Here is a 25,452-nt window from a genome sequence, read left to right on the forward strand (position 1 = left end):
ATGCCTCTGGGCGACGTCGCAGGTTAAACCCATGTTTCGTGATCTGCAGATCCTGGAAAATCGATTAGGCACGTGTCTACGTTCCTGTCATGAGCAGCGAGCACGCGGATCCCGCGACGGCGGCAGGCGAGGGTCACGACCACGACACCCACGACCACGCCCCCGAGGGGCACGAGGGCCACGGCCACACGCACGACCTGTGGCCGGAGGGCTTCTGGGAGCAGCCCCGCCGTCTCGGCGAGGGGCTCGAGGGGCACGGTGCCGTCGACGACCACAACAGCGGTCGTCGCCCGGGTCTCTTCCACGTCAACCGCCGGCACGGCGGCAGCCACTCGGGCATCCGCACGTTCGCCAAGCTCCCGATGGCCCTGACCCCGGAGGACCTGCGCGCCGCCGGCGTCGACGTGGCCGTGCTCGGCGTGCCGTGGGACTCCACGGCCGGCGGCCGCTCCGGCACGAACCACGGTCCCCTCGCGCTGCGGTCCGTCCCGCACTTCGGCAGCTACGGCTTCCCCAGCCAGCACCTCGACGTGCGGGTCAACCCGTTCGAGGTCCTCACGATGTGCGACTACGGCGACGCGCCGATCCACGTCGGCAACACCGCCGCCACGTTCGAGTCGGTCCGCAAGTTCGTCGGCACCGTCGTCGACGCCGGCGCGATCCCGATCATCATGGGCGGCGACCACGCGATCACGTGGCCCGCGGCGACGGCCGTCGCCGACCACTACGGCCACGGCAAGGTCGGCATCGTCCACTTCGACGCCCACGCGGACGTCGGTGAGGACATGAACGGGGCACTCGCCTCGCACGGCACGCCGATGCGCAAGCTCATCGACTCCGGCGCCGTGCCCGGCCGCAACTTCGTCCAGGTGGGCCTGCGGGGGTACTGGCCCGACCGCGAGACGCTCGACTGGATGGACGAGCACGAGATGCGGACCCACTTCATGGCGGAGATCGACCGCGACGGGTTCGACAAGGTGCTCGAGCGGGCGGTCGACGAGGCGCTCGACCAGGCGGACCACCTGTACCTGTCGCTCGACATCGACGTGTGCGACCCGGCGTTCGCGCCCGGGACCGGGACACCCGTGGCCGGGGGCATCACGTCGATCGACATCCTGCGGGCCGTGCGCCGCCTGTCCGCCGAGGTCGGGATCGTCGGCATGGACGTCGTCGAGGTGGCGCCTCCGTACGACAACAACGGCGAGATCACGGTGCTGCTCGCGAACCGGGCGATCGGTGAGGCGATGACCGGGACAGCCATGCGCCGCATGGGTCTGACGGGATCCGACTACCTGCACCCCCACGCGCTCAACCTCGACGCCGACGGCGCCCGGCGCACGCAGGTGTTCCGCACCGACGGGCCCTGACCGTCCGCCCGCACCCGCGTCCCACCCCCTGACCCCGGCCCCCGACGCCGCCCGACCCCGGAGGACCCCCATGTCGCACGACCACGACCACCACCACGACCGCGCCCCCGAGGGGTTCTGGCAGCAGCCGCGCCGCCTCGGCGAGGGCCTCGAGGGCCACGGCGCCACCGACGACTACAACGAGGGCCGCCCGCCGGGCCTGCTGTTCCCCAACCGCAAGAACGAGGGCGGCTTCTCCGGCATCCAGACGTTCGCGAAGCTCCCCGTCGCGCTGACGCCGGAGGACCTGCGCGCCGCGAAGGTCGACGTCGCGGTGCTCGGCGTGCCGTGGGACTCGACCGCGACCGGGCGCAGCGGCACCAACCACGGACCGCTCGCGATCCGCGCGTGCGACTACAAGGGCGGCTACGGGCGCCCGCACTTCTCGCTCGACACGCACGTGGACGCGTTCGAGGAGCTCGTGATGGCGGACTACGGCGACGCCCCGATCTCCGTCGGCAACACCGCGCGCACGTTCGAGGACGTCCGCAAGTTCGTCGGGACGGTCGTCGACGCGGGCGCCATCCCGATCATCCTGGGCGGCGACCACTCCATCACCTGGCCGTGCGCCACCGCGGTGGCCGACCACTACGGCTACGGCAAGGTCGGCATCGTCCACTTCGACGCGCACGCCGACACGGGCGCGGACATGCCGGGCTCGCTCGCGTCGCACGGCACGCCGATGCGCCACCTCATCGACTCCGGCGCCGTCCCGGGCAAGAACTTCGTCCAGGTGGGCCTGCGGGGCTACTGGCCCGAGCAGGAGACGCTCGACTGGATGGACGACCAGAAGATGCGCACGCACTTCATGGCCGAGATCATCCGCGACGGCTTCGACAAGGTGCTCGAGCGGGCGGTCGACGAGGCGCTCGACCAGGCCGACCACCTGTACATCTCCCTGGACATCGACGTGTGCGACCCGGCCTACGCGCCGGGCACCGGCACCCCCGAGCCGGGCGGCATCACGTCGAACGACATCCTGCGGGCCGTCCGCCGGCTCGCGGCCGAGGTCGGCATCGTCGCGATGGACGTCGTCGAGGTGTCCCCGCCCTACGACGACCGCGGCCAGATCACGGCGCTGCTCGCGAACCGCGCGATCCGTGAGGCCATGACGGGGATCGCGATGCACCGCACGAGCGTCACCGAGCCGGACTTCCTGCACCCGTACGCGCTCGGCCTCGACGCCGACGGCAACCGCCGCAACAAGGTGTTCCGCCGGGCCTGACCCCGCGACCGCACCGACCGGCACCGACCCGCACCGACCGGCCCGACCCGCGTTCCCCGACGAGAGAGGGATCCCCCCATGACCCGACGTACGACGCGCGTGCCCACCCCGGCGCGGCTACCGCTCGCCCTGCTGACCGTGAGCTCCCTGCTGCTGGCCGGCTGCTCCGGCGGCGCCTCCGCCAGCGGCGCCGACGCTGCGGCACCGACGGACGGCGTGCTGCGCCTGGGGGTGCTCAACGACATCGGCCAGCCGCCGGACCCGGACGTGTACTACTCGGGCAACGGCCTGGCGATCACCACCAACGCCTACGAGGGTCTGGTGCGCTACGAGGCGGGCAACCACGACGAGGCGACGATCGTCCCGTCGCTGGCCGAGTCGTGGGAGGTGAGCGACGACTTCACGCAGTACACGTTCGTGCTGCGCCAGGGCGTGACGTTCCACGACGGCACCGCGTTCGACGCGAGCGCGGTCGAGGCGTCGTTCGACCGCCGCCTCGCGGTCGACGCGGGCCCGGCGTACATGGTCCAGGGCGTCGCCGACGTCGAGGAGCTCGACGACCACACCGTGCGCGTCGTGCTCAGCGAGCCGAACTCCGCGTTCCTCGACTACCTCGCCTCCCCGTACGGGCCGCGCATGATCAGCCCGGCGGCGCTCACCGAGCACGCGGGCGACGACGTCGCCCAGACGTACCTGTCCACCACGTCGGCCGGCACGGGTCCGTACGTGCTGTCGAAGGCGGTCGTCGGCGAGGGGTACGAGCTGACGTACTTCGAGGACCACTGGGGCGACCTCGACCCGCAGTTCACCAAGGTGGAGCTGCCGGTCTACACCGAGATCTCCGCGATGCAGCTCGAGCTCGAGCGCGGGGACCTGCACGCGCTGCTGTCGGCGGTCCCGACGGCGTCGCGGCAGAAGTACCTCGACTCGCAGGACCTGGAGGCGCACGCGCTGCCGTCGTTCCAGGTCGGCGTCCTGTACATGAACCCGAACCGGCCCCTGCTGGCGGACGCCACGGCGCGCCGCACCCTCTTCGAGGGGATCGACTGGAAGAGCCTGGTCGAGCAGGTCACGAGCGTGGGCGCCGTGCCCGCCGAGGGCTACTACCCCAAGGGCGCGCTGCCGGCCGACGTCGACCAGCGCGAGCTGGTGCACGACCCGGACGCCCTCGAGTCGTGGGTGTCCGGTCTGCCCGCCGGCTCGGCGATCCAGCTCGGGCACAGCGCGGGCAGCTCGGACGCCGAGCAGATGGCGAACATCATCGCCGCGCAGCTGCAGGCGCTCGGGATGCAGGCGACCGTCACCAGCCACCAGGCGTCCGAGGTCTTCGGCGACTTCCCGTCGAACCCGCAGGACGCGCCCGACGTGCTGGTCTCGCCGGGGACGTGGCCCGACTCCAACAACGCCTACATGCACGGGCACGTGTTCTGGGACCCGGACGGCGGCCTCAACCACCTGCAGTGCTCGGACGAGACGACGACCGGCCTGCTGCGCGAGGCCCTCGTCACCGGGTCGGACGCCACCTACCTGGCGGCCGGTGAGGCGGCGTACGCGAGCGGGTGCGCCCCGACCTTCGCCTGGAGCACCGACTTCATCGTCGCCCAGAACTGGCTCGGCGGCGTCGAGGAGTCCCACTCCATCGCCGCCCCGGCCACCCTCGACTTCGCGACGCTGCGCGTCGACGAGGCCGCGACGACCGACTGACCCGGCCGCCTCACCGCGCGGACCCCGCGCGGTGAGGCGCCGGTCGCCGGCTCCACCCCATCCCGCCATGACCGTCCGGACGACCGGGCGGCCCGCGGTGACCCCTGCGAACGAAGGAACCGGCGATGACCTCGGCCGAGACGCCCGTGCACACCCGACTGCGGGACCTGCCCGCCACCTTCTGGTGGCTGTGGACGGCCCAGCTGGTCGTGTGGATCGGCCGCTTCGTGGTCCCCTACATGACACTGTTCCTCACCTCGTCGATCGGCATGTCGGCGGCGGGTGCCGGCCTGGTCGTCGCGGCCTACGGCGCCGGCGTCGTGGTGTCGTCCCTGGCCGGCGGGGTCCTGGCGGACCGGTTCGGCCGGCGCCGTGTGCTGATCGGCAGCGAGCTGCTCAGCGTCGTCGTCCTCGTCGCCATCCCGCTGGTCGACGGGACCCTGCTGATCGCCGCCCTGCTGACCGTGTACGGGCTGTTCAACGGCGCCGCGGGGCCGGTCATCCACACGATGGTCGGGGACCTGGTGGAGCCCCGGCACCGGCGGGCCGCCTTCAACTACAACTACTGGGCCGTCAACCTGGGGTACGCGATCGGCCCGCTCGCCGCCGGGTTCATGGCCGAGCACTCGTTCGCGCTGCTGTTCTGGTGCCAGGCCGCGCTCGTGCTCGTCTCGACGTGCCTGGTCGCCGCGAAGGTCCCCGAGACGCAGCTGCCCGCACCGGCACCCGTCGCCGGTGAGGTGGTCCGGGCCGGCCGCGGCGACGGGCTGATGTCGGTGCTGCGCGACCGGGTCTTCATGACCTTCGCCGCCGTGATGTTCGTCTACTCGGTGGTCTACGTGCAGTCCATGACGACCCTGCCGCTGGTGATGACGGAGCAGGGCCACCCGTCGAGCCACTTCGGGATGCTCCTGACGCTCAACGGCGTGCTGCTGTGCGTCCTGCAGCTGCCGACCGCGCGGTACTTCCAGCGGTGGTCGCGCGACCTGGTGATCGTCGTGGCGATCGCCGTCACCGCCGTCGGCGTCGGGCTGCAGGCCGCCGCGTCGTCGCTGGCGATGTACATGGTGACGGTCGCGGTCTGGACGCTCGGGGAGATGGGCTCGCACCCCCAGGCGACGTCGCTCACCGCGGACCTCGCGGACACCGCGCGCCGCGGCCGCTACCAGGGCGTGTACGGCGTGACGCACTCGCTCGCGATGGCGGTCGGGCCGGTCGCCGGCGGCCTCGTCCTCGATTCCTACGGCTCGCGCGCGCTGTGGCTCGGGGCGGCGGGGCTCGCGCTGGTGGTCTCCGTGCTGCTGGCCGTGACGGCGCGCTCGCGCCAGCGGCGGGTGGCCGCGGTGATGGAGGCCGACGCCGCCGCGCGGGCGGCCGTCGAGCCACCCGTCCCGGAGCTGGCGCGCTCGTGAGGACATCCGCCGGACATCTGCCGGAGACCAATCCGAGACACCGCTGGGTGACCCTGAGCCACGGTCGCCGACCCCGCCCCCACCAGCACCGAAGGAGCCGGTCACCATGGACGTAGCCGCACCCCTCCTCACCGAGGCGCCGACCCCTGGTGACGCGTCCCGGGCGGACGCACCCCGCTCCACGGGTCCCGTAGCCCGGCTGCAGGGGCTCGACGTGAGCCTGGAGCGCAACGGGGTCCGCTCGCAGATCCTGCACGGCATCGACCTCGAGATCGGCCGGGGGGAGATCGTCGGCGTCGTCGGCGAGTCCGGCTCCGGCAAGAGCGTCATGAGCATGGCGCTGCTGGGGCTGCTCCCCGAGTCCTCCCGGCCCCGGATCGACGGCACGCTCGAGGTGGCCGGTCTGGACCTGCGCACCGCGTCGCCGCAGGAGGTGCGCGCTGCGCGCCGCACCCGGCTGGGCGTCGTGTTCCAGGACCCGATGACGTCGCTGAACCCCACGATGCACGTCGGCACGCAGGTCGCGGAGAAGGCCGGGTCCCGCGACGAGGCGATCCGCCTCATGCGTGCGGTGGGCATCCCGCAGCCCGAGCGCCGCTACCGCTGCTACCCGCACGAGCTGTCCGGCGGGCTGCGGCAGCGCGTCATGATCGCGATGGCCGTGGCGGGGGACCCCGAGCTGATCGTGGCCGACGAGCCGACGACCGCGCTGGACGTGACGGTCCAGGCACAGGTGCTCGCGCTGCTCTCCGGCATGCGTGACCAGCTGGGCTGCTCGCTCGTCTTCATCACGCACGACCTGGGCGTCGCGGCGCAGGTCGCCGACCGGATCGTCGTCATGTACAAGGGCCGCATCGTCGAGTCGGGGACGACGCGCGAGGTCCTGGAGTCGCCGCGCCACCCCTACACGCTGGGCCTGCTGGGGTCGCGGCTGTCGCTCGACTGCGACCGCACGCGCCCGCTGTGGGCCCTGCCGGCGGAGGCGGCGGGCGCCGCGCCGGCAGCCGGCGGGTGCGCGTTCGCGTCGCGGTGCCGCTTCGCGGTCGACGCGTGCGCGACGACCGCGCCCGCGCTCGTCCCGCTCACCGTGGCCCCCGGCGACCCCCAGAGCGCCCACGCGGCCGCGTGCCTGCGGGTCGCCGAGCTCGCGGGGGAGGCGTCGGCGCCCGTCCCGCTGCCGCCGCTGCCGCCGCTGCCGGTGCCGGATCGCGCCGCACCGGTGGTGCAGGCCGCCGACCTGGAGTGCACGTTCGCCGTCCGTGACGAGCGCGGCCGCCGGGCACGGCTGGCCGCGCTGCGTGGCGTGACGTTCGACCTCCAGCCCGGGGAGTCCGTCGCGATCGTCGGGGAGTCCGGCTCGGGCAAGTCGACCCTGCTGCGCGTCGCCGGCGGCCTCGAGCGGCGCTTCACCGGGTCGCTGCGCGGGCCGCACGGCACCGACGTGCAGATGGTGTTCCAGGACGCCGGCTCGTCGCTCACCCCGTGGCTCACGGTCCGCGAGGTGCTGCACGAGCGCCTGCCGGGCGGCACGCCGCGCGAGGTCAGGGAGGAGAAGGCGCTCGCGATCCTCGACCGGGTGGGCCTGCCCGCCGCGGTGCTCGACGCCCTGCCGGGCGAGCTGTCGGGCGGGCAGCGTCAGCGCGTGGCGCTGGCGCGCGCGACGATCGTGCCGCCCCAGGTCCTGCTGTGCGACGAGCCGACCAGCGCGCTCGACGTCTCGGTGGCGGCGACCGTGCTCAACCTGGTCAACCAGCTGCGCCGGGACCTGGGCATCGCGGTCATGTTCGTCACCCACGACCTCGCGGTCGCGCGGATCGTCGGCGACCGCATCGCGGTGATGTACCTCGGCCGCATCGTCGAGGTCGGCCGGGCCGAGGACGTCATCGCGCACCCCCGCCACCCGTACACGCGCAACCTCGTCGCGGCCGTGCCGCAGCCCGGCCGGACGGCCGAGCCGCTGGCCGGTGAACCCGCGAGCGCGCTCGACCCACCCACCGGGTGCGCGTTCCACCCCCGCTGCCCGGTCGCGCTGCCCGAGTGCGCGAGCACCGTGGTGGGCGTCCAGCTCGCCGCGGTGGGGGACCGTCCGACGTCCGACGTGACGCTGCGCCACGAGGTGGCGTGCGTGCGCAGGGGGGAGTTCTGATGACCGACGTCCTCGTCCCCGCCGACGGCCGCGTGCACCCTGGTGCGGCGTCGCCCGCGGGCCCCGCGCCCCGCTGGCGCGGCGCGGCTCGCCGCCGGGCCGCCGGCACCGACTCGCCGGCGCGCCGCGCGCTCGACCGGACGCTCATCGGCCTGCTGCTCCTGGTGACGGTCGTGGCGGTGCTGGCACCGGTCCTCGCGCCGTACGACCCGGTGCAGCCCGTCGGCGTCCCGAAGCTCCCGCCGTTCGCCGACGGTCACGTGCTGGGCACCGACCAGATCGGGCGCGACACGCTCTCCCGGGTGCTCGTGGGGCTGCGGACGTCGTGGCTCCTCGCGCTCGCCGTGACGACCGTGGGCCTGCTCGTCGGCGCGGTGGTCGGGCTCGTCGCCGGGATGTTCGGCGGCTGGGTCGACGCGGTGCTCATGCGCACGACCGAGGTGTTCCTCGCCCTGCCGTCGATGCTCGTCGCGGTGGCCGTGGCCGCCGCGCTCGGGCCGGGCCTGGCCAACACGTTCCTCGCCGTGACGGTCGTGTGGTGGCCCTACTACGCGCGGATCATCCGCGGCGAAGTGCGCGGCATCATGGCGCGGCCGCACGTCGAGGCGGCGCGCATGGCGGGCGTCGGTCCGCTGCGCCTCATGCGGCGACACGTGCTGCCGGGAGTCGTGCCGACGGCCGTCATCACGGCCAGCCTCGACGTCGGCAACGTCGTCATGGTCCTGGCCTCGCTGTCCTTCCTCGGCCTCGGTCAGCCGGCACCGGCCCCCGAGCTCGGCTCGGACACCTCGCGCGGCCTGGTCGAGATCCTCGACGCCTGGTGGATCCCGCTGGTCCCCGGCCTCGTCGTGATGCTGCTCAGCCTCCTGTCCAACCTCGCCGGCGACGCAGTGCGCAACCGTCTCGCCCACCGGAGGTGACCGCCGTGCCCCACCTGCGCTTCCTCGCCGTCCGGCTGGCCTCGCTGCTCGGCCTGCTGCTGGTCCTGTCGTTCGTGCTGTTCCTCCTCCAGGAGGTCTCCGGTGCGGACCCCGTCGCCGCCACGATCGGCGGCAACGCCTCACCGGAGGCGGTCGCCGCCGCGCGTGAGCGCCTCGGCCTCGACGACCCGGCACCCGAGCGGTACCTCGCGTTCGTCGGCGGCCTCGTCACGGGCGACCTCGGGACGTCGTTCCGCACGCGCCGCCCGGTGATGGAGGACATCTCCGCGTACCTGCCGGCGACGCTCGAGCTCGTGCTCGTCTCCTTCGTGGCCGCGCTGGTGCTCGGGACGCTGTTCGCGGTGTCGAGCATGCTGCGCTGGCGGTTGTCGGGGCTGTTCCGCGGCCTGCTGTTCCTCGGGTCGACGGCCCCGACGTTCATGCTCGGGATCGTCGGGCTGATCGTCTTCTACAAGCTGCTGGGCTGGTTGCCGGCGTCCGGGCGGGGAGGTGTGACCGGCGGCCCGACCGGCATGACGATCCTCGACAGCCTGCTCGCCGGGGACCTGGCTGCGGTCGGTGACGCGCTGGCGCACGTCGCGCTCCCGGCGGCGGCGCTCGCGGTGGGGCCCGCCCTCGCGATCGGACGCGTGCTGCGCTCGAGCCTGACCGAGACGCTGCGGTCCGACCACGTGCGCACCGCCACGGCCAAGGGCCTCAGCGAGTCCCAGGTGCTGCGCCGTCACGTGCTGCGCAACTCGCTCAACGCGGCGCTGTCGATGAGCGCCCTGCAGCTCGGGTTCATGTTCGGCGGCGTCCTGCTCATCGAGGGCGTCTTCACGTGGGGTGGACTCGGGTCCTACCTGTCCGCGAGCCTGCCGGTCGCCGACTTCCCCGCGATCGCCGGCGTGACGTTCGTCCTCGGCGGCCTCTACGTGGTCGTCAACACGGTCGCGGACCTCCTGCAGTCCGTCGCCGACCCGCGCATCTCCGTCTCCTGAGGGGCTCACCCGTGCACCTGCGTCCCACCCGCCCCACCGCCCCCGCCCGCCTGCTCGGCGCCGTCGGTCTGGTCGCGCTCGTCGCGTCCGGCTGCTCGGCCGCCGCGACGGGCGCCGCGCCGGACCCGGCCACGCTGCGCCTGGCGGAGACCGGTGAGTACTCCTCGCTGCACCCGCTGGAGTACCCGCTGGGCATCACGTCCAAGCTGTACGACGGCCTGGTCGCGGTGGGTGCGGACGGTGTGCTCGAGCCGGGGCTGGCCGCGGCGATGCCCGTGCCCGACGCGACCCTCACGTCGTGGACGGTCGAGCTGCGCACGGGCGTGACGTTCAGCGACGGCTCGCCGTTCGACGCCGACGACGTCGTGGCGGTGCTCGACGCCGTGCGCGACCCCGCCGTGGGCTCCTGGATGGCGGCGGACTACGCGATGATCGAGCAGGTCACGGCCCTGGACGCCACGACCGTCCGGATCGACCTCGCGTACCCGTACGCCGGCCTGCCGGCGCGCCTGACGCTGGGCATCCCGGCGTCCGAGGCCCTCGGCGGTGACGTCGTCGGCTCGTCGCTGGCCACCGAGCCCGTCGGCACCGGGCCGTACGTGCTGGCGGAGTGGCGCCGCGGCGAGTCCATGACGCTGAGCGCCCGGGAGGACTGGTGGGGCGGCACCCCGCAGGTCACGACGATCCACCTCGCGTTCGTGCCGGACGAGAACGCCCGCGCGCAGCGGGTCCGCGCCGGGGAGGTCGACGGTGCGCAGCTCTCGCCGCGCACGGCCACCCAGGTCGCCGGTGAGGACGGGATCGAGCTCGTCACGAACCCGTCGGGCGACTTCCGCGCGATCTCGCTGCCCGTGACGCTCCCGTTCTTCGCCGACCCCACCGTGCGCGTCGCGCTCAACCTCGGCACCGACCGCCAGGCCATGATCGACGGCATCCTCGCCGGCCACGGCGTCGCACTGGCCACGCCGTTCACGCCGGCGCAGGGCGACGCGTACGAGCCGACCGCGACGTTCGCCCACGACCCCGCAGCGGCCGCCGCCCTGCTCGACGAGGCCGGCTGGGTGCTCGGCCCCGAGGGGACGCGCGCGAAGGACGGCGTGCCGTTCGCGTTCACGCTCATGTACTTCGCGGAGGACACGCTGCGGCGCGACGTCGCGCAGGCCTTCGCGTCCGACATGGCGGCGCTCGGGGTCGACGTCGCGCTCGAGGGCGTCGACCGGCCGTACGCCGTGACGGCGATGGACGAGAAGGCGTTCGTGCTCGGCGGCGGCGACATGCCGTACGACCCCGACGCCCAGGCGTACCGGCAGCTGCACTCCGACTTCGCGGTGTTCGCGCAGGACGACGCCTACTCCAACCCGTCGGGCTACGCCGACCCCGAGGTCGACGCGCTCCTCGAGGCGGCGCGCCGCGAGGGCGACCCCGCCGCGAGGTCCGCCCTCTACCGCGAGCTGCAGGGCCGGCTCGTGGCGAACCCGCCGCTGGTGACGGTGTTCGCGCTCGAGCACACCTACGTCGCGCGCGGGCTGGACGCCTGGGACGGGATCGACCACGTCCTGGAGCCGCACGAGCACGGCGTGGCGTGGGGCCCGTGGTTCGACGTGCAGCGCTGGACGCGGCGGTGAGCGGCGACCTGGCGGTCCTGGACGCGCCCGTCGGTCACCGCACCGCCGCCGCGCCCGGGCGGGCGACGGCCGTGCTGGGACTGGTGCGCCGCCGCCTGCTGTGGACCGTGCCGCTCGTGGCCGTCGTCAGCATGGCGGTCTTCGCGCTGGCCGCGGCCTCGCCGACGGACGCCGCGGCGGCGTTCCTCGGCGCGCGCGACGAGTTCACCGGTGGTGCGGCGCGGGAGGGTGTCGAGCAGCTCGTCGCCGGCACCCGCTGGTTCGACGCCTGGTGGGCCTGGGTGTCCGGCGTGCCGACGGGCGACCTGGGGGTGTCCACCACGGCGCGCGCACCCGTCGTGGACGTCGTCGCGGCGCGGCTGCCCTGGACGCTGCTGCTCATGGTGCTCGGCCTCGCCGTGGGCGCCGCCGTGGCCGTGCCGCTGGCGCTGCTCGCCGCGCGCTCGCCCCGCGGCGTCGTGGCGCGCGTCCTGACGTCGGGCCTGTGGGCGCTGTCGGCGGTGCCCGCGTTCGTCGTGGCGATGGGCCTGGTCGCGGTGCTCGCGCTCGGCCTCGGGTGGCTGCCCACCGGCGGGCTCACCGACCCGGGGGCGCCCGTCGGCCCCGGTCAGGTCGGCCGCCACCTCGTCCTGCCCGTGCTGTCCGTCGCGCTGGCGCAGGTGCCGTGGATCACGCTGCACCTGTTCCGCGCCATGACCGTCCAGCTGCACAGCCCCGCCACGCAGGCCGCGCGCCTGCGCGGCGTCCCCGAGCGGCGCGTCCTGACGCGGCACGTCCTGCCGCCGGCGGCCGTGCCGACCCTCGCGATCGCCGGTGCGCGCCTGCCCGAGGTCGTGGCCGGCTCCGTGCTGGTCGAGGAGATCTTCTCCTGGCCCGGCCTGGGCCAGTCGCTCGTCGCCGCGGCGCTCGCGCAGGACTTCGCGCTGCTCGCGACGGCCACCGTGCTGCTGACCGTGGTCGCGGTGCTCGGCGGGCTGCTCGCCGACCTGTGCCTCGTGCGGATCGACCCGAGGACGGACCCCGATGGCCTCTGACACCCTGCTCGCCGGCAGCCGCCGGCCCCCGACCACCTCGCGCCGCGCACCCTGGGCGGCCGGCCACGGCACGGCCCCGCGCCGGCCCCTCGGGCGCGCGCCCGCGGCCGGCGGGCTCGTCCTGCTGGTCGCCTACGCCGTGCTGGTCCCGGTGCTGCTGCCCGTGGACCTCGACCTCGTCGACTACGGCACGGGTGCGACCGGACCCTCGCCGGCCCACCCGTTCGGCACCGACCTCGCGGGTCGCGACCTGTTCGTGCGCAGCGCGCACGGGCTGCGGGTCTCGCTCGTCGCCGCGCTCGCGGGGGCGCTGGGTGCCGTGGTCGTCGGTGCCGTGGTCGGGGCGGCCTGCGCGTTGCTCGGCGGTCGGGCGGACCGGTGGGGCATGCGGCTGGTCGACGGCGTCAACGCCGTGCCGCACCTGCTGCTGGGCATCGTGGTGGCGGCCGCGCTGCGCGGGTCGCTCGTGACGATCGTGCTCGTCGTGGCGGCCACGCACTGGACCCAGACCGCCCGGCTCGTGCGCGCCGAGCTCCTGGCGCTCGGCGCGCAGGACTTCTACCGCGCCGCGGTCGCGCTGGGCTTCACCCGGCGCCAGCTGCTGCGCCACCACGCCGCACCGCGCCTGGCGACGCAGCTCGCGGTCGCGTTCGGGCTGCTCGTGCCCCACGCCGTGTGGCACGAGTCGACGCTCACGTTCCTCGGGCTCGGGCTGCCGCCGCACCAGCCGTCGCTCGGTGCGCTGCTCGACCTGGGGCAGCAGGCGCTGCTGTCCCACGCCTGGTGGACGCTGGCCGCACCGGCCGGTCTGCTCGTCGCCGTCACCGTCTGCCTGGCCGGCTGCCTGTCCGGCCGCGAGGGGGAGCACCATGCCTGAACCGACACCCGAGCACGCGTCGGCGTCCGTGGCGGTGCGCGGCCTGACCGTCGCGCACGCCGGGACCGTGGTCCTCGACGGCCTCGACCTCGACGTCGTGCCGGGCCGGGTGCACGTCCTGCTGGGGGAGTCCGGCGCGGGGAAGTCGACGGTCGTCGCCGCGCTGACCGGGTCCCTGCCCCGCGGCGCGCACGTCACGGGCAGCGCGACGCTCGTCACCGACGGTCGCACGACCGCCCTGGTGCCCGCCGCGCGGCACGTGCACCGGCTGCGCGGCCGCGTCGTCGGCACCGCACCCCAGGGCGCGGGTGCCGCGTTCACCCCGACGGCCACGGTCGCGCAGCAGCTGCGCGAGGTGCAGCGCGCCGGGGGACGCGGCCCGCGCCTCGGCGCCGCGCACCCGCACCGCGCGTCCGACGACGCCGAGCAGCTCGCCGAGCTGGCCGCCGCCGCCGGTGTCGACCCGGCGTGGCTCGACCGGTACCCGCACCAGCTGTCCGGCGGGCAGCTCGCGCGGCTCAACCTCGTCGCCGCGATGGTCAACCACCCGCCGGTGCTGCTGGCCGACGAGCCGACGTCGGGGCTCGACGCGGACGCGACCCGGACCGTCGGCGCGCTGCTCACGTCCTACGCGCGGGCGGGGCACGCCGTCCTCGTCATCACGCACGACGTCGCGCTCGCCCGGCAGGTCGCGGACACCATCACGCGGCTCGCAGCGGGACGCGTCGTCGCCCAGGGCAGCCCCGACGCGGTGCTGCACGACCTCGCGCCGGCCGTGCGCACCCGGCCCGCCGTACCCGCGGACGCCCCGGCCCTGGCCGCGCACGGCGTCGTCGTGACCCGCGGCGGGCGGGCCGTGGTCGCACCGACCGACCTCGTGGTGCACGCGGGGGAGGTCGTCGGCCTGACCGGGCCGTCCGGTGCGGGCAAGTCGAGCCTGTGCGCGGTCCTCGCGCAGCTCGAGGTGCCGGCCGCGGGTCACGTCACCCTGGCCGGGCGGCGCGTGCCGGGCGCGGGCCTGGCGCTGCCGCCCGCGCAGCGCCGCCGCGTGGCGTGGGTCTCGCAGCACCCTCGCACCGCGGTCGACGCCCGGCTGACGCTGCGGCGCGCGATCGAGCTGCCCGCACGGCTCGCGGGCCTCGACGTGGACGCCGCCGTGCCGGCCGCGGCCGTCGGCCTGGACCCGGCGCTGCTCGACCGTCGTCCGCACGAGGTGTCGGGCGGGGAGCTCCAGCGCGCGTGCGTCGCGCGGGCGCTGGCCCTGGGCCCGGAGTTCCTCGTCCTGGACGAGGTCACGTCGATGCTCGACGACCGCACCGCCGCCGACGTGCTCGACACCGTGCACCGCGTCGCGGCAGCCGGCACGGGGGTGCTCCTGGTGAGTCACGACGTGACCGCGCTGGCCGGCGTCTGCGATCGTGTCCTGGCGCTGCGGCCCACCCCGGACGGGGCGGTCGTGGCACCGTGGCAGGCCGGCCCCGCGGAGGCCGCCCGACCACCCGTGGCGGCGACGTCCGCGGCCGGCGCCCCGCGCGGGGCCGTGACCGCATGAGCCCGAGCCCCACGCCCACCGCAGCACCTCGTCAAGGAGAAGGCATGACCACCACCGTCGCAGGCTTCGTCGGCGTCACCGGCAACGCCGGTGTCAAGGACGGCGTCCCCGACGTCAGCCTCGTCCACGCCACCGGCGCCACCACGTCGTCGGCCGTGTTCACGCAGTCGCTGTTCGCCGGGCCGAGCGTCGAGCTCAGCCGCACCGGCGACCTGGCCGCTCTGCAGGCCGTCGTGGTCGTCTCCGGCAACGCGAACGTCGCGACGGGGGAGGTGGGTCTCGCCGACGCCCGCGCGCTGCGGGACTGGGCGGCGGACCGCGCCGGGTGCGCGCCCGAGCAGGTGCTGGTGGCGTCCACGGGCGTCATCGGCGTGCCGTACCCGCGCCAGCGGATGACCGAGCGGCTCGCGGGCCTCCCGGCGGCCGAGCCGGTCGACCTCGACGCGGTCGCGCGGGCGATCATGACGACCGACACGACCCCCAAGGTCGCGACGCGCGACGTCGGCGGGGCGCGCGCCGTCGGCATCGCCAAGGGCGTCGGCATGATCGAGCCCGACATGGCCACCATGCTGTCGTTCGTCTACACGGACGCCGAGGTGCCCGCCGCGGACCTCGACCGCATCTTCCGCTCGGTCGTCGCCCGCACCTACAACGCGGTCAGCGTCGACACCGACACCTCCACCTCCGACACCGCCGCCATCCTCGCGTCGGGCGCCGCCGGGCCCGTCGACCTCGTCGAGCTCGAGGCCGCGCTGCTCGAGGTCTGCACGGCGCTCGTGCGCATGATCGCGTCCGACGGCGAGGGCGCCTCGACGCTCATCGAGGTCCGCGTGACGGGCGCCCGCGACGACGCGCAGGCCAAGCTCGTCGGCAAGGCGATCGTCAACTCCCCGCTGGTCAAGACGGCCGTGCACGGCGCCGACCCGAACTGGGGGCGCGTCGCGATGGCGATCGGCAAGTGCACGACCGAGACGGACATCCGCCAGGAGGCCGTCCGCATCGCGTTCGGCGGCCTCGAGACGTACCCGACGCTGCCGACGCCCGAGACCCGTGCGCGGTTGGAGGAGTACCTGCGGCGCGACGAGGTCGTCATCGAGGTCGACCTGGGCGTCGCCGAGGGCGCGTTCACGGTCTACGGCTGCGACCTCACCGACGGCTACATCCGGATCAACGCGGACTACACGACCTGACGGGCGGGGGCGTCCTGACGGGCGAGGGCGGCCTGACGGGCGGCGGCGCCGACGCCGCCGCCCGTTGTCACGTCACCCGTCCGTCGTCAGCACCACCAGCTGCTGCGTCGTGCGCGTCATCGCGACGTACCGGTCGACCGCACCCTCGATGCCGGCGCCGAACCCGTCCGGGTCCACGAGCACGACGAGGTCGAACTCCAGCCCCTTGGCGGTCTGCGGCGTCAGTGCCCGCACGCGCGGACCGGCGGGGAACGTCGGGTCGCCGATGACGGCCGCGACGCCCTCGTGCGTCGCGAGCCAGTCCTCGACGACGGACGCCAGGTCGGCGCGCGACCCGTACTGCACCGGCACGCCGGTCGAGCGCACCGAGGTCGGCACGTTCGCGTCCGGCACGGCCGCGCGGATCACGGGCTCGGCCTCGGTCATGACCTCGACGGGCGTGCGGTAGTTGATGCTCAGCGACGTCAGTGCGACGCCGCGCAGCCCGACGCGCTCGAGCCGCTGCGTCCACGACTCGGGGAAGCCGTGCCGGGCCTGGGCCCGGTCCCCGACGATCGTCACGCTGCGCGACGGGCAGCGGGTCAGCAGCATCTGCCACTGCGCGTCGGTGAGCTCCTGCGCCTCGTCGACGACGACGTGCGCGAACGGCCCGGCGAGCAGGTCCGGGTCGGCGGTCGGCAGCCCCGCCTCGTCGACGAGCGCGCTGCGCATGTCCTCGCCGCCGAGCATGTGCATGACACCCAGCGTGGAGTCGTCACCCGCGGCGAGGTTGTCGACGACGTGCGACATGAACTCCCGCTCGGAGGCGACCTGCGCCGCGCGCCGGCGACGACGCCGGGACACCTCGGGGTCGCCCACGCGGCGACGGGCCGCGTCGAGCAGCGGCAGGTCGGCCTCGGTCCACGCGCGCGGGTCGTCGCGCTGCAGCAGACCGACCTCCTCGGGCGTCAGCCAGGGCGCGCACAGCCGCAGGTAGGCGGGCACCGACCACATGTCCGCGACGACGTCGGCCGCCTCCAGCACGGGCCACGCCCGGTTGAAGATCCCGGTCAGCTCGCGGTCGCGCGTCAGGGCGCGGCGCAGCTGGTCGGTGGGGACGTCGTCGGCGAGGCCGTCGGCGATGATCTCGACGAGCGCCTCCCACGCCTGGTCGCGGCCCTCGTTGTGCGGGATGCCGGGGTCGGGCGCGTCGAACGCGTCGGCCCAGTCGTCGGCGCTCAGCGTCACCTCGCCCCACGGCGTCATCAGGCGCATGCCCTGGGTCGGGGGACGCTCGGAGAACCGCACCGCCGGCTCGACCGCCCGGACCATCGCGGCCGACGCCTTGAGGCGCGCGACCCGCGCGTCCTCCTCCGGCAGCGCGGTCGCACCCTCGGGGACGAGATCCCGCAGCGTGCACGTCAGCACGCCCTCCTCACCGAGCCCGGGCAGCGCGTCGGCCACGTAGGACAGGTACTGCCGGTGCGGGCCGACGAGCAGCACGCGCCCGTGCCGGTCCCGCAGCCGCGGGTCGGAGTGCAGCAGGTACGCGGCACGGTGCACCGCGACCACCGTCTTGCCCGTGCCGGGGCCGCCGTCGACGACGAGCGGCGTGCGCGCGGGGGCACGGATGATCGCGTCCTGGTCGGCCTGCAGCGTCCCCAGCACGTCGCGCATGTGGGCCGAGCGGCTCGCGCCGAGGCTCGCGATGAACGCCGACTGGTCGTCGAGCGCCGCCGCCTGGTCGTACCCCTCGGGCGTGAACACCTCGTCCCAGTAGTCCGTGACGCGGCCCTCGGTCCAGCGGTAGCGACGACGGCTCACCAGGCCCATCGGGTGCGCGAGCGTTGCCGCGAAGTACGGCTCGGCCGCGGGGGAGCGCCAGTCGACGAGCAGCCGCTCACCCGTGCTCGTCGTCAGCCCCAGCCGTCCGACGTAGACGGGCTCGGCGCTGTCCTCGAGGACCATGCGCCCGAGGCACAGGTCGATGCCGAACCGCTCGAGCAGCCGCAGCCGCCCGCTGAGCCGGTGGATGTCCTGGTCCCGGTCCAGCGCCGCCTGGCCGTGACCGCCGGGCGCGCGCCGCAGCCGAACGATCCGCTCCCGCAGCTCGGCCGTCTGCTCCGCGAGCGTCGCGGCGAGCGCGGCGAACTGCCGCTCGTCACGGGCGACGAGCGCGGGGTCCGCCTTGGCGGCACGGCTCGGGGGCAGGGCGAAGCCCGACGCGGGTGCGGCGGGGGTGGTCAGGGGCACGGTGAAGCTCCTCGGCAGAGGGTGGGACGCCGCGGGGACGCGCGCGGCACGGGCTCGATCATGCGCCCTCGACGGGCCCTTGCCGCAAGACACCCCCTGCGCTATACGTTGGGAAGGGATACCTCTCGAAGCTGTGCTCTCGCCCGGTCTGAGATCTGTCCTCTCACGTGGCCCGAGAACGTACGTCGGCGCCCCGGGTGAGCTGCGCCGCGAGTGCCCTGGCCGCAGGTAGTGTCGATTCATGGCAACGGTTATCCATGTCTCCGTCCACGGGTCCGACGATGCGGTCGGCACGCAGGACGCACCCCTGCTCACCATCGACCGCGCGGCCCAGCTCGCCCGCCCCGGTGACACCGTCACCGTGCACGCCGGCACGTACCGCGAGTGGGTCCGCCCGCGCCGCGGCGGCCGCAGCGAGGACCGCCGCATCACCTACCAGGCCGCCCCGGGCGAGCACGTGCGCATCACGGGCTCCGAGCAGGTCACCGGCTGGGAGCCGGTCGGCGGCGGCGTGTGGCGCGTCGAGGTCCCGAACGCGCTGTTCGGCGAGGTCAACCCGTTCGCCGTCGAGGTCGACGGCGACTGGATCGTCCGTCCCGGCCGCGACGACCCGAAGAAGCACCTCGGCGCCGTGTACCTCGACGGCCGCCGCCTCGGCGAGGTCGCGAGCGTCGACGCCGTCGCGGACGCCCCGCGCCGCACCGAGGTCGTCGACGACTGGACCGGCACGACCGTGCCCGTCGCCGACCCCGACTGGACGCCGCGCGTGTGGCACGCCGAGGTCGGCGCCGACGTCACGACGATCCACGCGAGCTTCGGCGACGCCGACCCCAACGCCGCGCTGACCGAGATCAACGTGCGCCCCACGGTCTTCTGGCCGACCGACCACCACGTCGACTTCATCACCGTGCGCGGCTTCGAGCTCGCGCAGGCCGCGACGCAGTGGGCGCCCCCGACGGCGAACCAGCCGGGCCTCATCGGCCCCAACTGGGCGCGCGGCTGGGTCATCGAGGACAACGACATCCACGACGCGACGTGCTCGGCCGTCTCGCTGGGCAAGGAGGCGTCCACGGGCGACAACTACGCCAGCGACCGCGGCGACAAGCCCGGCTACCAGTACCAGCTCGAGTCGGTGTTCTCGGCGCGGCAGATCGGCTGGGACCGCGAGCACATCGGCTCGCACGTCGTGCGCCGCAACCACATCCACCACTGCGGCCAGAACGCGGTCGTGGGCCACCTGGGCTGCGTGTTCTCGCGCATCGAGGACAACCACATCCACGACATCGCCAACGACCGCGACTTCTACGGCCACGAGATCGCGGGCATCAAGCTGCACGCGCCGATCGACGTCGTCATCGCGAACAACCGCATCCACGACTGCTCGCTGGGCATCTGGCTGGACTGGCAGACGCAGGGCACGCGCATCACGCGCAACGTCCTGTGGGACAACAGCCGCGACCTGTTCATCGAGGTCAGCCACGGCCCCTACGTCGTCGACCACAACGTCCTGACGTCGCCCGTGTCGGTCGAGAACCACAGCCAGGGCGGCGCGTACGTGCGCAACCTGCTGTGCGGGACCGTCGGCCTCAAGCAGATGCTCGACCGGGCGACGCCGTACCACCGGCCGCACTCGACGCAGGTCGCCGGGTACGCGCTCATCCTGACGGGCGACGACCGGTGGATCGGCAACGTGTTCGCCGGCGGCGACCTCGACGTCGCGTACGCGCCCACGTCGTGGGGCCGCATCGGCTCGCAGACGGGCACCGGCGCGTACGACGGCTACCCGACGTCGCTCGAGCAGTACCTGACGGAGATGGGCGACCGCTGGGACGGCGACCACAACCGCTTCGGCAGCCGCGTGCAGCCGTACTGGTCGCGCGGCAACGTGTTCGTCGGCGGCGCACGCCCCGCGGACGTGGAGTCCGACCCGCTGGTGCTCGAGGGCCCGGCGCGCGTCGAGGTCGTCACGCAGGGCGACGAGGTGTGGCTCGAGGTCGACGTCCCGGGCGCCGACGCGGCCGTGCTCGACGTGATCACCGACCTGCCGCCCACGCGCCTGGTCGGCGCGGAGTTCGACGACGTCGACGGCAGCGCCGTGCGGTTCGACACCGACCTGCTGGGCGAGCCGCTCGACGGCTCGCGTCCCGCGGGCCCGCTGGCCGGCGGTCTGACGGGCGCCCGGCTGCGCCTGCTCTAGCCCACCGCCTCGCGAGACCGAGGAATCAGGGACTCCGTGTCCCCGATTCCTCGGTCTCGCGAGTCCTTGCACGTCCCACGCCGGGGACGAAGCGGCCGACACGAGCGGTGTAGTCGACGTACGCCGCGCCGTGGGTGTGTCGCAGGTACGGCTCCTCGACGACGCGGACCTGCAGCTGCACCGCCACGACGAGGCTGACGAGCGCCGCCAGGGTGACCGCGGTGGGGGCGAGCAGCGCCACGCCGACGAGGGCCGTCGCCATCGCCGTGAAGATCGGGTTGCGGACGACCGCGAAGACGCCGCCCGTGACGAGGGTCGTGCGCTCCGCCGGGTCGACCCCGATGCGCCACGACGCGCCCATGCCCGCCTGCGCGGCGAGCGTGCCCACGAACCCGAGGCCGCCGGCGACGAGTCCGACCCACGCCACCGCAGACGGCAGGGGGACGCGGGCCGGCCCGACACCTGCGACGGCGAGCGCGGGCCCCGCGGCGCCGAGCAGCATCGCCGCCGCGAACATCGTGCCGCCCCACCACTCGGCGGACCCCGGCCTGCCGGACAGGCCGCGCCACCCGGTGCTGCCGGTGCGCCGCCGATGCATCCAGGTGCGGATGCCGAACGCGGCCACGACCCCCGCGAGGTAGAGCAGCAGGCCGGTGACGGTCGCCGCCTCGGGCGTCATCGGCCGGTCCTCGCGCTGCCCGTCGTCGGGCACAGCGTGACTGCGTCGCCCGTCAGCGCGAGCAGGCGTTCGGCCGCGGCGAGCAGGTCCGTGAGCGCCTCGGGGTGGGTCAGCCGGAACATCGACGACCGGCCCTCGGGACGCGAGGTCACCAGGCCGCAGTCGCGCAGGCACGCGAGGTGCTTGGACACGGTCGACTGCGCGAGGCCGAGGTGCTCGGTGAGGTCGACGACGCGGTGCTCGCCGAGAGCGAGGTGCTGCAGGATCAACAGGCGCGAGGCGTCACCGAAGCCGCGGAAGAGGCACGCGGCGGCTTCCAGCCCGCCCGGCGCGTCCCCATCGCTCTCTGCCGTTATCATCGCCATCCGACGATGATAGATGCCGGAGGAGGCACGGGGGAACCCCACATGATCGGTTAGCGTGACGGGCGCTGCGGCCACCGCCCCTCCGGTCGCTCGCCGCCTCCCTCCCCCCGAACGGAACACCCGCGTGCCCGACGACCAGCGACCCTCCCTGCCCGACCCCGCCACCGCCACCGCCCCCGTCGCCGGCCCGCCCGAGGCCGACGAGTCCCACTCGGTCCTGGCGGCCCTGCGCTCGCCGCGCCGGCTGCGCACCGAGACGCTCGCCGGGCTCGTCGTCGCCCTCGCCCTGATCCCCGAGGCGATCGCGTTCTCCGTGATCGCGGGGGTCGACCCCCGGGTCGGGCTGTTCGCGTCGTTCACGATGGCCGTGTCGATCGCGTTCCTCGGCGGCCGGCCGGCGATGATCTCCGCCGCCACGGGCGCGGTCGCGCTCGTCGTCGCCCCCGTCGCGCCGCGGTACGGCGTCGACTACCTGATGGCGACCATCGTCCTCGCCGGCGTCATCCAGGTCGTGCTGGGCCTCCTGGGTGTCGCGCGGCTCATGCGCTTCGTCCCGCGCTCGGTCATGGTCGGCTTCGTCAACGCGCTGGCCATCCTGGTGCTGATGTCCCAGGTGCCGCACCTCACGGGCGTGCCGTTCCTGGTCTACCCGCTGGTCGCGGTCGGCGTGATCGTCATCGTGCTGCTGCCGCGCTGGACCACGGCGGTCCCGGCGCCGCTGGTCGCGGTCGTCCTGCTCACCGCCGCCACCGTGCTCGGAGCCATCAAGGTCCCGACGGTCGGGGACGAGGGGGAGCTGCCCGAGTCCCTGCCGAGCCTGCTGATCCCGCACGTCCCGCTGACCCTGGAGACGCTGCGCGTCATCGCGCCGTACGCGCTCGCCGTCGCGGTCGTCGGCCTCCTGGAGTCGCTGCTGACCGCCAAGCTCGTCGACGACATCACCGACACCCACTCGAACAAGACCCGCGAGGCGTGGGGCCAGGGCGGCGCCAACATCATCACCGGCTTCTTCGGCGGCATGGGCGGCTGCGCGGTGATCGGCCAGACGATGATGAACGTCAAGATCTCCGGTGCCCGCACCCGCATCTCCACGTTCCTCGCGGGCGTGTTCCTGCTGGTCCTCGTCGTGGGGCTCGGCGACGTCGTCGCGGTCGTCCCGATGGCGGCGCTGGTCGCCGTGATGATCATGGTCTCGGTCGGCGCGTTCGACTGGCACTCGGTGCACCCGCGCACGCTGCGCCGCATGCCCCGCTCCGAGACGGCCGTCATGCTCACGACCGTCGTCGTCACGGTGACGACGCACAACCTCGCCTTCGGGGTCGGCGCCGGCGTCCTCGTCGCCACGCTGCTGTTCGCGCGCCGCGTCGCGCACTTCACCACCGTCACGCGCCTCGACGCGGGGGACGACGACGGGCAGCGCGTCTACGCCGTCGAGGGCGAGCTGTTCTTCGCGTCGTCCAACGACCTCGTCTACCGGTTCGACTACGCGGGCGACCCGCAGGACGTCGTCATCGACATGTCGAAGGCGCACGTGTGGGACGCGTCGACGGTCGCCACGCTCGACGCGATCCGGCACAAGTACGCGAGCAAGGGCAAGACCGTGACGATCGTCGGCATGGACCCGGCCAGCGCGCAGCGGCACGACCGGCTCGCGGGGAACCTCGGCGCGGGGGGCTGAGCGTCCACCGCCCGGCCGCAAGCGCGGCGGGGCGCCCGGCTCACGCGTCGAGCGCGCCCCGCACCACCGACACCCCGGAGTGCGCCGGCTCGCCGTCGAGCGGCTCGTCGCTGACGTCCACGACCGGGAACTCCGCGAGGTCCAGTCCGGGCGGCAGCGCGAACTCACCGCTCGTCCCGTCGAGCGTGCCCAGGCTGACGAGCCCCGACACGTCGGGCTTGAGCAGCCAGACCTCGAGGAAGCCCTCGCCCGCGGGCGCCTCGTCGAGGTCGACGACGAGCGAGCGCGACCCGTCGGCCGCGGTGCGCACCTGCGCCGTACCGGTCTCCGTCCAGCCGGGCAGGGGCTCGAGCACCGCGCTCGCGACGACCGTCGAGCGGTCGGGCCGCAGCTGCCACCACGCGGACGCGCCCACGCCGCCGACGACCAGGCCGGCCGCCGCCGCGACCGCGAGCCAGGCCCGGCGCGTGCGGCTGCGCGGCGCGAGCGGCGTGACGGTGGCGAGGGAGGGGTCGGTGCCGGAGCCGCCCGTCGGCTGGCCCTCCGTCGGCTCGACCTGCGCCGCCCCGACCGTCAGCTCGCCGCGTGCCGCCGCGTGCGCGCGCTCGCCCAAGCCGAGCTCGGCCGCGACGCGGTCCCACACCTCGGGTGCGGGGGCCACGAGATGCGGTTCCGGGCCGGACTCACGCGCCAGGTCCGCGACGCCGCGCAGCGACGCGATCTCGGCCGTGCAGCGGGGGCAGGCGGCGACGTGGTCGTGCTCCTCCGGGGTGCCGACGGGCTCGTCGAGGGCGAGGAGGGCGAGCGTCTCGTCGTCCACGTGCAGGTCATCGGACAGCACCATCCACCTCCCATCGGGTCCGCAGGCGCGCCAGGCTACGTCGCACGTGACTCTTGACCGTCCCGAGCGGCAGGCCCATTCTCGCGGCGATCTGGTCGTGCGTGAGGTCGTCGTAGAACGCGAGCCGCAGGATCGTGCGCTGCGGGTCGCCCAGGTCGTCCAGGGCGTCCGCCACGACCACGCGGTCGACGACCCGCTGGTCGAGCGTCGCCACCGGCACGCGGTCCGGGTCAGAGGCCACCTGCGGCTCCTCGCGCAGCCGGCGGTCCCGGGTCCGCCGCTCGTGCGCGTCGGCCACCGCGTGCTTCGTGATCCCCAGCAGCCACGCGGGCAGCCGGGCACGGTCCGGGTCGAACCGTGCCCGGCCACGCCAGGCCTCGACGAACACCTGCTGCGTGACGTCCTCGGCCTCCGACGCGTTGCCGAGCGAGCGCACGGCGACCGTGTGGACCAGGCTCGACCACCGGCGGTACGCCTCGCCGATGGCCGCCTCGTCCCCCGACGCGAAGGCTCGTCCGAGCTCCTCCACGTCGTCGGGCGCGGTGGCCGACGTGCTCACCGGCGCTCCCTCCGTCAGCGTCACCGAGCCGCGCACCCCCTGTGCGCCTCACGCCGCTCACCCACCTGGGGCGTCCGCGACGGGATCGGCGGTGACGGCGACGTTGTCGGCATAGTGCCCGACTTCACGGTCGAACGCCCCTCCACACGTGACCAGCACGATCCTGGGTGCGCCCGTCCGGTCGAACCACTGCGCGACCGGGGCCTCGCTCTTGGGCACCTGGGTGACGCCCCGGACGGCGTACACGTGCACCACGCCGTCCGAGGCCGTCACCTCCACCCGTGCCCCCGGGGACACCTCCCGCAACCGCGAGAAGGGTCCGATCCCGGTGGTCCAGGAGTCCACGTGCGCGGCAACGAGTGTCGCCCCCTCCGGCGTCGCCGGTGCCGGCCCGTAGCGGTACCAACCGGCTCTGCCGGCGTCCTGCGGGATCTCCATCGAGCCGTCGCCCGCGACGCCCACGGCGTCGATCGGCATGTCGAGGCCCAGGTCCGGCACGACGAGCCGCACGGGTGCGGGCGCCGGCGCGGGGAGCGAGCCGAGGCCCGCGTCGACGACGGGCACGTCGGGGACCGCAGGCCCCGGCGGCGGCGTCGTGGGTGCGGCCGTCGCCGTGGGCGACGACGTGGACGGCGGGGCGTCGGCCGGGGCCGACCCGCACGCCGTCAGGGCGAGCAGCGCCACGAGCGTCGTCGCAGCCGCCGGCGCCGCCGCGCGCAGGGGGCGCGCGCGGCGGCGGGCGGCGGGCGCGCCCGGCGGCCGACCCGCAGGTGCGGGTCGGTCGCCGGGCACGTCACGCCTCATGGTGC

General features: G+C 74.5%; 20 protein-coding genes. 14 read left to right on the forward strand and 6 right to left on the reverse strand.

The genetic code is table 11. The features are described from left to right. Positions 1-89 precede the first annotated feature (89 nt). From speB (KKR89_RS02155) to argJ, 12 genes are all read left to right on the forward strand, one after another. Positions 90-1,367 (forward strand): agmatinase, encoded by a 1,278-nt coding sequence (gene speB / locus KKR89_RS02155; protein ID WP_208197065.1) that lies wholly within the window; start codon positions 90-92, stop codon positions 1,365-1,367. 70 nt (positions 1,368-1,437) lie between these two features. Next, positions 1,438-2,631 (forward strand): agmatinase, encoded by a 1,194-nt coding sequence (gene speB, locus KKR89_RS02160; RefSeq protein WP_208197066.1) that lies wholly within the window; start codon positions 1,438-1,440, stop codon positions 2,629-2,631. 78 nt (positions 2,632-2,709) lie between these two features. Further along, positions 2,710-4,335, forward strand: a complete 1,626-nt coding sequence (locus KKR89_RS02165) for an ABC transporter substrate-binding protein (RefSeq protein WP_208197067.1) — start codon at positions 2,710-2,712, stop codon at positions 4,333-4,335. A 125-nt stretch (positions 4,336-4,460) separates the two neighbouring features. Continuing rightward, a complete protein-coding gene (locus KKR89_RS02170; protein WP_208197068.1) occupies positions 4,461-5,747 on the forward strand; it encodes an MDR family MFS transporter in 1,287 nt (428 codons plus the stop codon). A 214-nt stretch (positions 5,748-5,961) separates the two neighbouring features. Continuing rightward, positions 5,962-7,893, forward strand: coding sequence for a dipeptide ABC transporter ATP-binding protein (locus KKR89_RS02175; protein ID WP_251140973.1), 1,932 nt, complete (start codon positions 5,962-5,964; stop codon positions 7,891-7,893). Beyond that, the gene (locus KKR89_RS02180; protein ID WP_208197070.1) at positions 7,893-8,813 is read left to right on the forward strand and encodes an ABC transporter permease; all 921 of its coding nucleotides are present in this window, start codon (positions 7,893-7,895) and stop codon (positions 8,811-8,813) included. Before KKR89_RS02175 ends, KKR89_RS02180 begins: the two co-directional genes overlap by 1 nt. Positions 8,814-8,818: 5 nt before the next feature. After that, on the forward strand, positions 8,819-9,814 hold the full coding sequence (locus KKR89_RS02185) for an ABC transporter permease (protein ID WP_208197071.1): 996 nt from the start codon (positions 8,819-8,821) through the stop codon (positions 9,812-9,814). Positions 9,815-9,825: 11 nt separating this feature from the next. Then, positions 9,826-11,439 (forward strand): ABC transporter substrate-binding protein, encoded by a 1,614-nt coding sequence (locus KKR89_RS02190; protein WP_251140974.1) that lies wholly within the window; start codon positions 9,826-9,828, stop codon positions 11,437-11,439. Next, positions 11,406-12,473, forward strand: a complete 1,068-nt coding sequence (locus KKR89_RS02195) for an ABC transporter permease (RefSeq protein WP_251140975.1) — start codon at positions 11,406-11,408, stop codon at positions 12,471-12,473. Before KKR89_RS02190 ends, KKR89_RS02195 begins: the two co-directional genes overlap by 34 nt. Beyond that, positions 12,463-13,350 (forward strand): ABC transporter permease, encoded by an 888-nt coding sequence (locus KKR89_RS02200; protein WP_208197072.1) that lies wholly within the window; start codon positions 12,463-12,465, stop codon positions 13,348-13,350. Before KKR89_RS02195 ends, KKR89_RS02200 begins: the two co-directional genes overlap by 11 nt. Beyond that, positions 13,343-14,902 (forward strand): ABC transporter ATP-binding protein, encoded by a 1,560-nt coding sequence (locus KKR89_RS02205; RefSeq protein ID WP_208197073.1) that lies wholly within the window; start codon positions 13,343-13,345, stop codon positions 14,900-14,902. The genes KKR89_RS02200 and KKR89_RS02205 overlap by 8 nt, the downstream gene beginning before the upstream one ends. Before the next feature lie 44 nt (positions 14,903-14,946). Continuing rightward, complete coding sequence (argJ, locus tag KKR89_RS02210; protein WP_208197074.1) at positions 14,947-16,092, forward strand: bifunctional glutamate N-acetyltransferase/amino-acid acetyltransferase ArgJ; 1,146 nt, start codon at positions 14,947-14,949, stop codon at positions 16,090-16,092. A gap of 72 nt (positions 16,093-16,164) precedes the next feature. Here the strand turns inward: argJ and helR are convergent, their stop codons facing one another. After that, a complete protein-coding gene (helR, locus tag KKR89_RS02215; RefSeq protein WP_372438582.1) occupies positions 16,165-18,324 on the reverse strand; it encodes an RNA polymerase recycling motor ATPase HelR in 2,160 nt (719 codons plus the stop codon). A 241-nt stretch (positions 18,325-18,565) separates the two neighbouring features. Here helR and KKR89_RS02220 point away from each other — a divergent pair, with 241 nt between their 5' ends. After that, complete coding sequence (locus tag KKR89_RS02220; protein WP_208197076.1) at positions 18,566-20,521, forward strand: right-handed parallel beta-helix repeat-containing protein; 1,956 nt, start codon at positions 18,566-18,568, stop codon at positions 20,519-20,521. 25 nt (positions 20,522-20,546) lie between these two features. Here KKR89_RS02220 and KKR89_RS02225 read toward each other — a convergent pair whose 3' ends face one another. Continuing rightward, positions 20,547-21,200 (reverse strand): methyltransferase family protein, encoded by a 654-nt coding sequence (locus tag KKR89_RS02225; protein WP_208197077.1) that lies wholly within the window; start codon positions 21,198-21,200, stop codon positions 20,547-20,549. Then, positions 21,197-21,565, reverse strand: a complete 369-nt coding sequence (locus KKR89_RS02230; RefSeq protein ID WP_372438583.1) for an ArsR/SmtB family transcription factor — start codon at positions 21,563-21,565, stop codon at positions 21,197-21,199. The genes KKR89_RS02225 and KKR89_RS02230 overlap by 4 nt, the downstream gene beginning before the upstream one ends. 124 nt (positions 21,566-21,689) lie before the next feature. Here KKR89_RS02230 and KKR89_RS02235 point away from each other — a divergent pair, with 124 nt between their 5' ends. Next, complete coding sequence (locus KKR89_RS02235; protein WP_251140976.1) at positions 21,690-23,243, forward strand: SulP family inorganic anion transporter; 1,554 nt, start codon at positions 21,690-21,692, stop codon at positions 23,241-23,243. A 40-nt stretch (positions 23,244-23,283) separates the two neighbouring features. Here KKR89_RS02235 and KKR89_RS02240 read toward each other — a convergent pair whose 3' ends face one another. Genes KKR89_RS02240 through KKR89_RS02250 form a run of 3 tightly spaced genes read right to left on the reverse strand, consistent with a single transcriptional unit; the run spans position 23,284 to position 25,447 of the window. Continuing rightward, positions 23,284-24,087, reverse strand: coding sequence for an anti-sigma factor (locus KKR89_RS02240; RefSeq protein ID WP_243882984.1), 804 nt, complete (start codon positions 24,085-24,087; stop codon positions 23,284-23,286). Beyond that, entirely contained in the window at positions 24,071-24,643 is a 573-nt protein-coding gene (locus KKR89_RS02245; protein WP_208197078.1) for an RNA polymerase sigma factor, read from the reverse strand. Before KKR89_RS02245 ends, KKR89_RS02240 begins: the two co-directional genes overlap by 17 nt. 57 nt (positions 24,644-24,700) lie before the next feature. Continuing rightward, the gene (locus tag KKR89_RS02250; protein WP_208197079.1) at positions 24,701-25,447 is read right to left on the reverse strand and encodes a class F sortase; all 747 of its coding nucleotides are present in this window, start codon (positions 25,445-25,447) and stop codon (positions 24,701-24,703) included. Positions 25,448-25,452 lie beyond the last annotated feature (5 nt).

Origin of the sequence: Cellulomonas dongxiuzhuiae (genome assembly GCF_018623035.1) — a bacterium.
GTDB lineage: Bacteria > Actinomycetota > Actinomycetes > Actinomycetales > Cellulomonadaceae > Cellulomonas > Cellulomonas dongxiuzhuiae.

Bases quoted from the DNA above. Each gene is read 5' to 3' on its own strand.
- speB (WP_208197065.1), top strand. From the start codon at position 90: ATGAGCAGCGAGCACGCGGATCCCGCGACGGCGGCAGGCGAGGGTCAC.
- speB (WP_208197066.1), top strand. From the start codon at position 1,438: ATGTCGCACGACCACGACCACCACCACGACCGCGCCCCCGAGGGGTTC.
- KKR89_RS02165 (WP_208197067.1), top strand. From the start codon at position 2,710: ATGACCCGACGTACGACGCGCGTGCCCACCCCGGCGCGGCTACCGCTC.
- KKR89_RS02170 (WP_208197068.1), top strand. From the start codon at position 4,461: ATGACCTCGGCCGAGACGCCCGTGCACACCCGACTGCGGGACCTGCCC.
- KKR89_RS02180 (WP_208197070.1), top strand. From the start codon at position 7,893: ATGACCGACGTCCTCGTCCCCGCCGACGGCCGCGTGCACCCTGGTGCG.
- KKR89_RS02200 (WP_208197072.1), top strand. From the start codon at position 12,463: ATGGCCTCTGACACCCTGCTCGCCGGCAGCCGCCGGCCCCCGACCACC.
- KKR89_RS02205 (WP_208197073.1), top strand. From the start codon at position 13,343: ATGCCTGAACCGACACCCGAGCACGCGTCGGCGTCCGTGGCGGTGCGC.
- argJ (WP_208197074.1), top strand. From the start codon at position 14,947: ATGACCACCACCGTCGCAGGCTTCGTCGGCGTCACCGGCAACGCCGGT.
- KKR89_RS02220 (WP_208197076.1), top strand. From the start codon at position 18,566: ATGGCAACGGTTATCCATGTCTCCGTCCACGGGTCCGACGATGCGGTC.
- KKR89_RS02225 (WP_208197077.1), bottom strand. From the start codon at position 21,200: ATGACGCCCGAGGCGGCGACCGTCACCGGCCTGCTGCTCTACCTCGCG.
- KKR89_RS02230 (WP_372438583.1), bottom strand. From the start codon at position 21,565: ATGGCGATGATAACGGCAGAGAGCGATGGGGACGCGCCGGGCGGGCTG.
- KKR89_RS02240 (WP_243882984.1), bottom strand. From the start codon at position 24,087: ATGGTGCTGTCCGATGACCTGCACGTGGACGACGAGACGCTCGCCCTC.
- KKR89_RS02250 (WP_208197079.1), bottom strand. From the start codon at position 25,447: ATGAGGCGTGACGTGCCCGGCGACCGACCCGCACCTGCGGGTCGGCCG.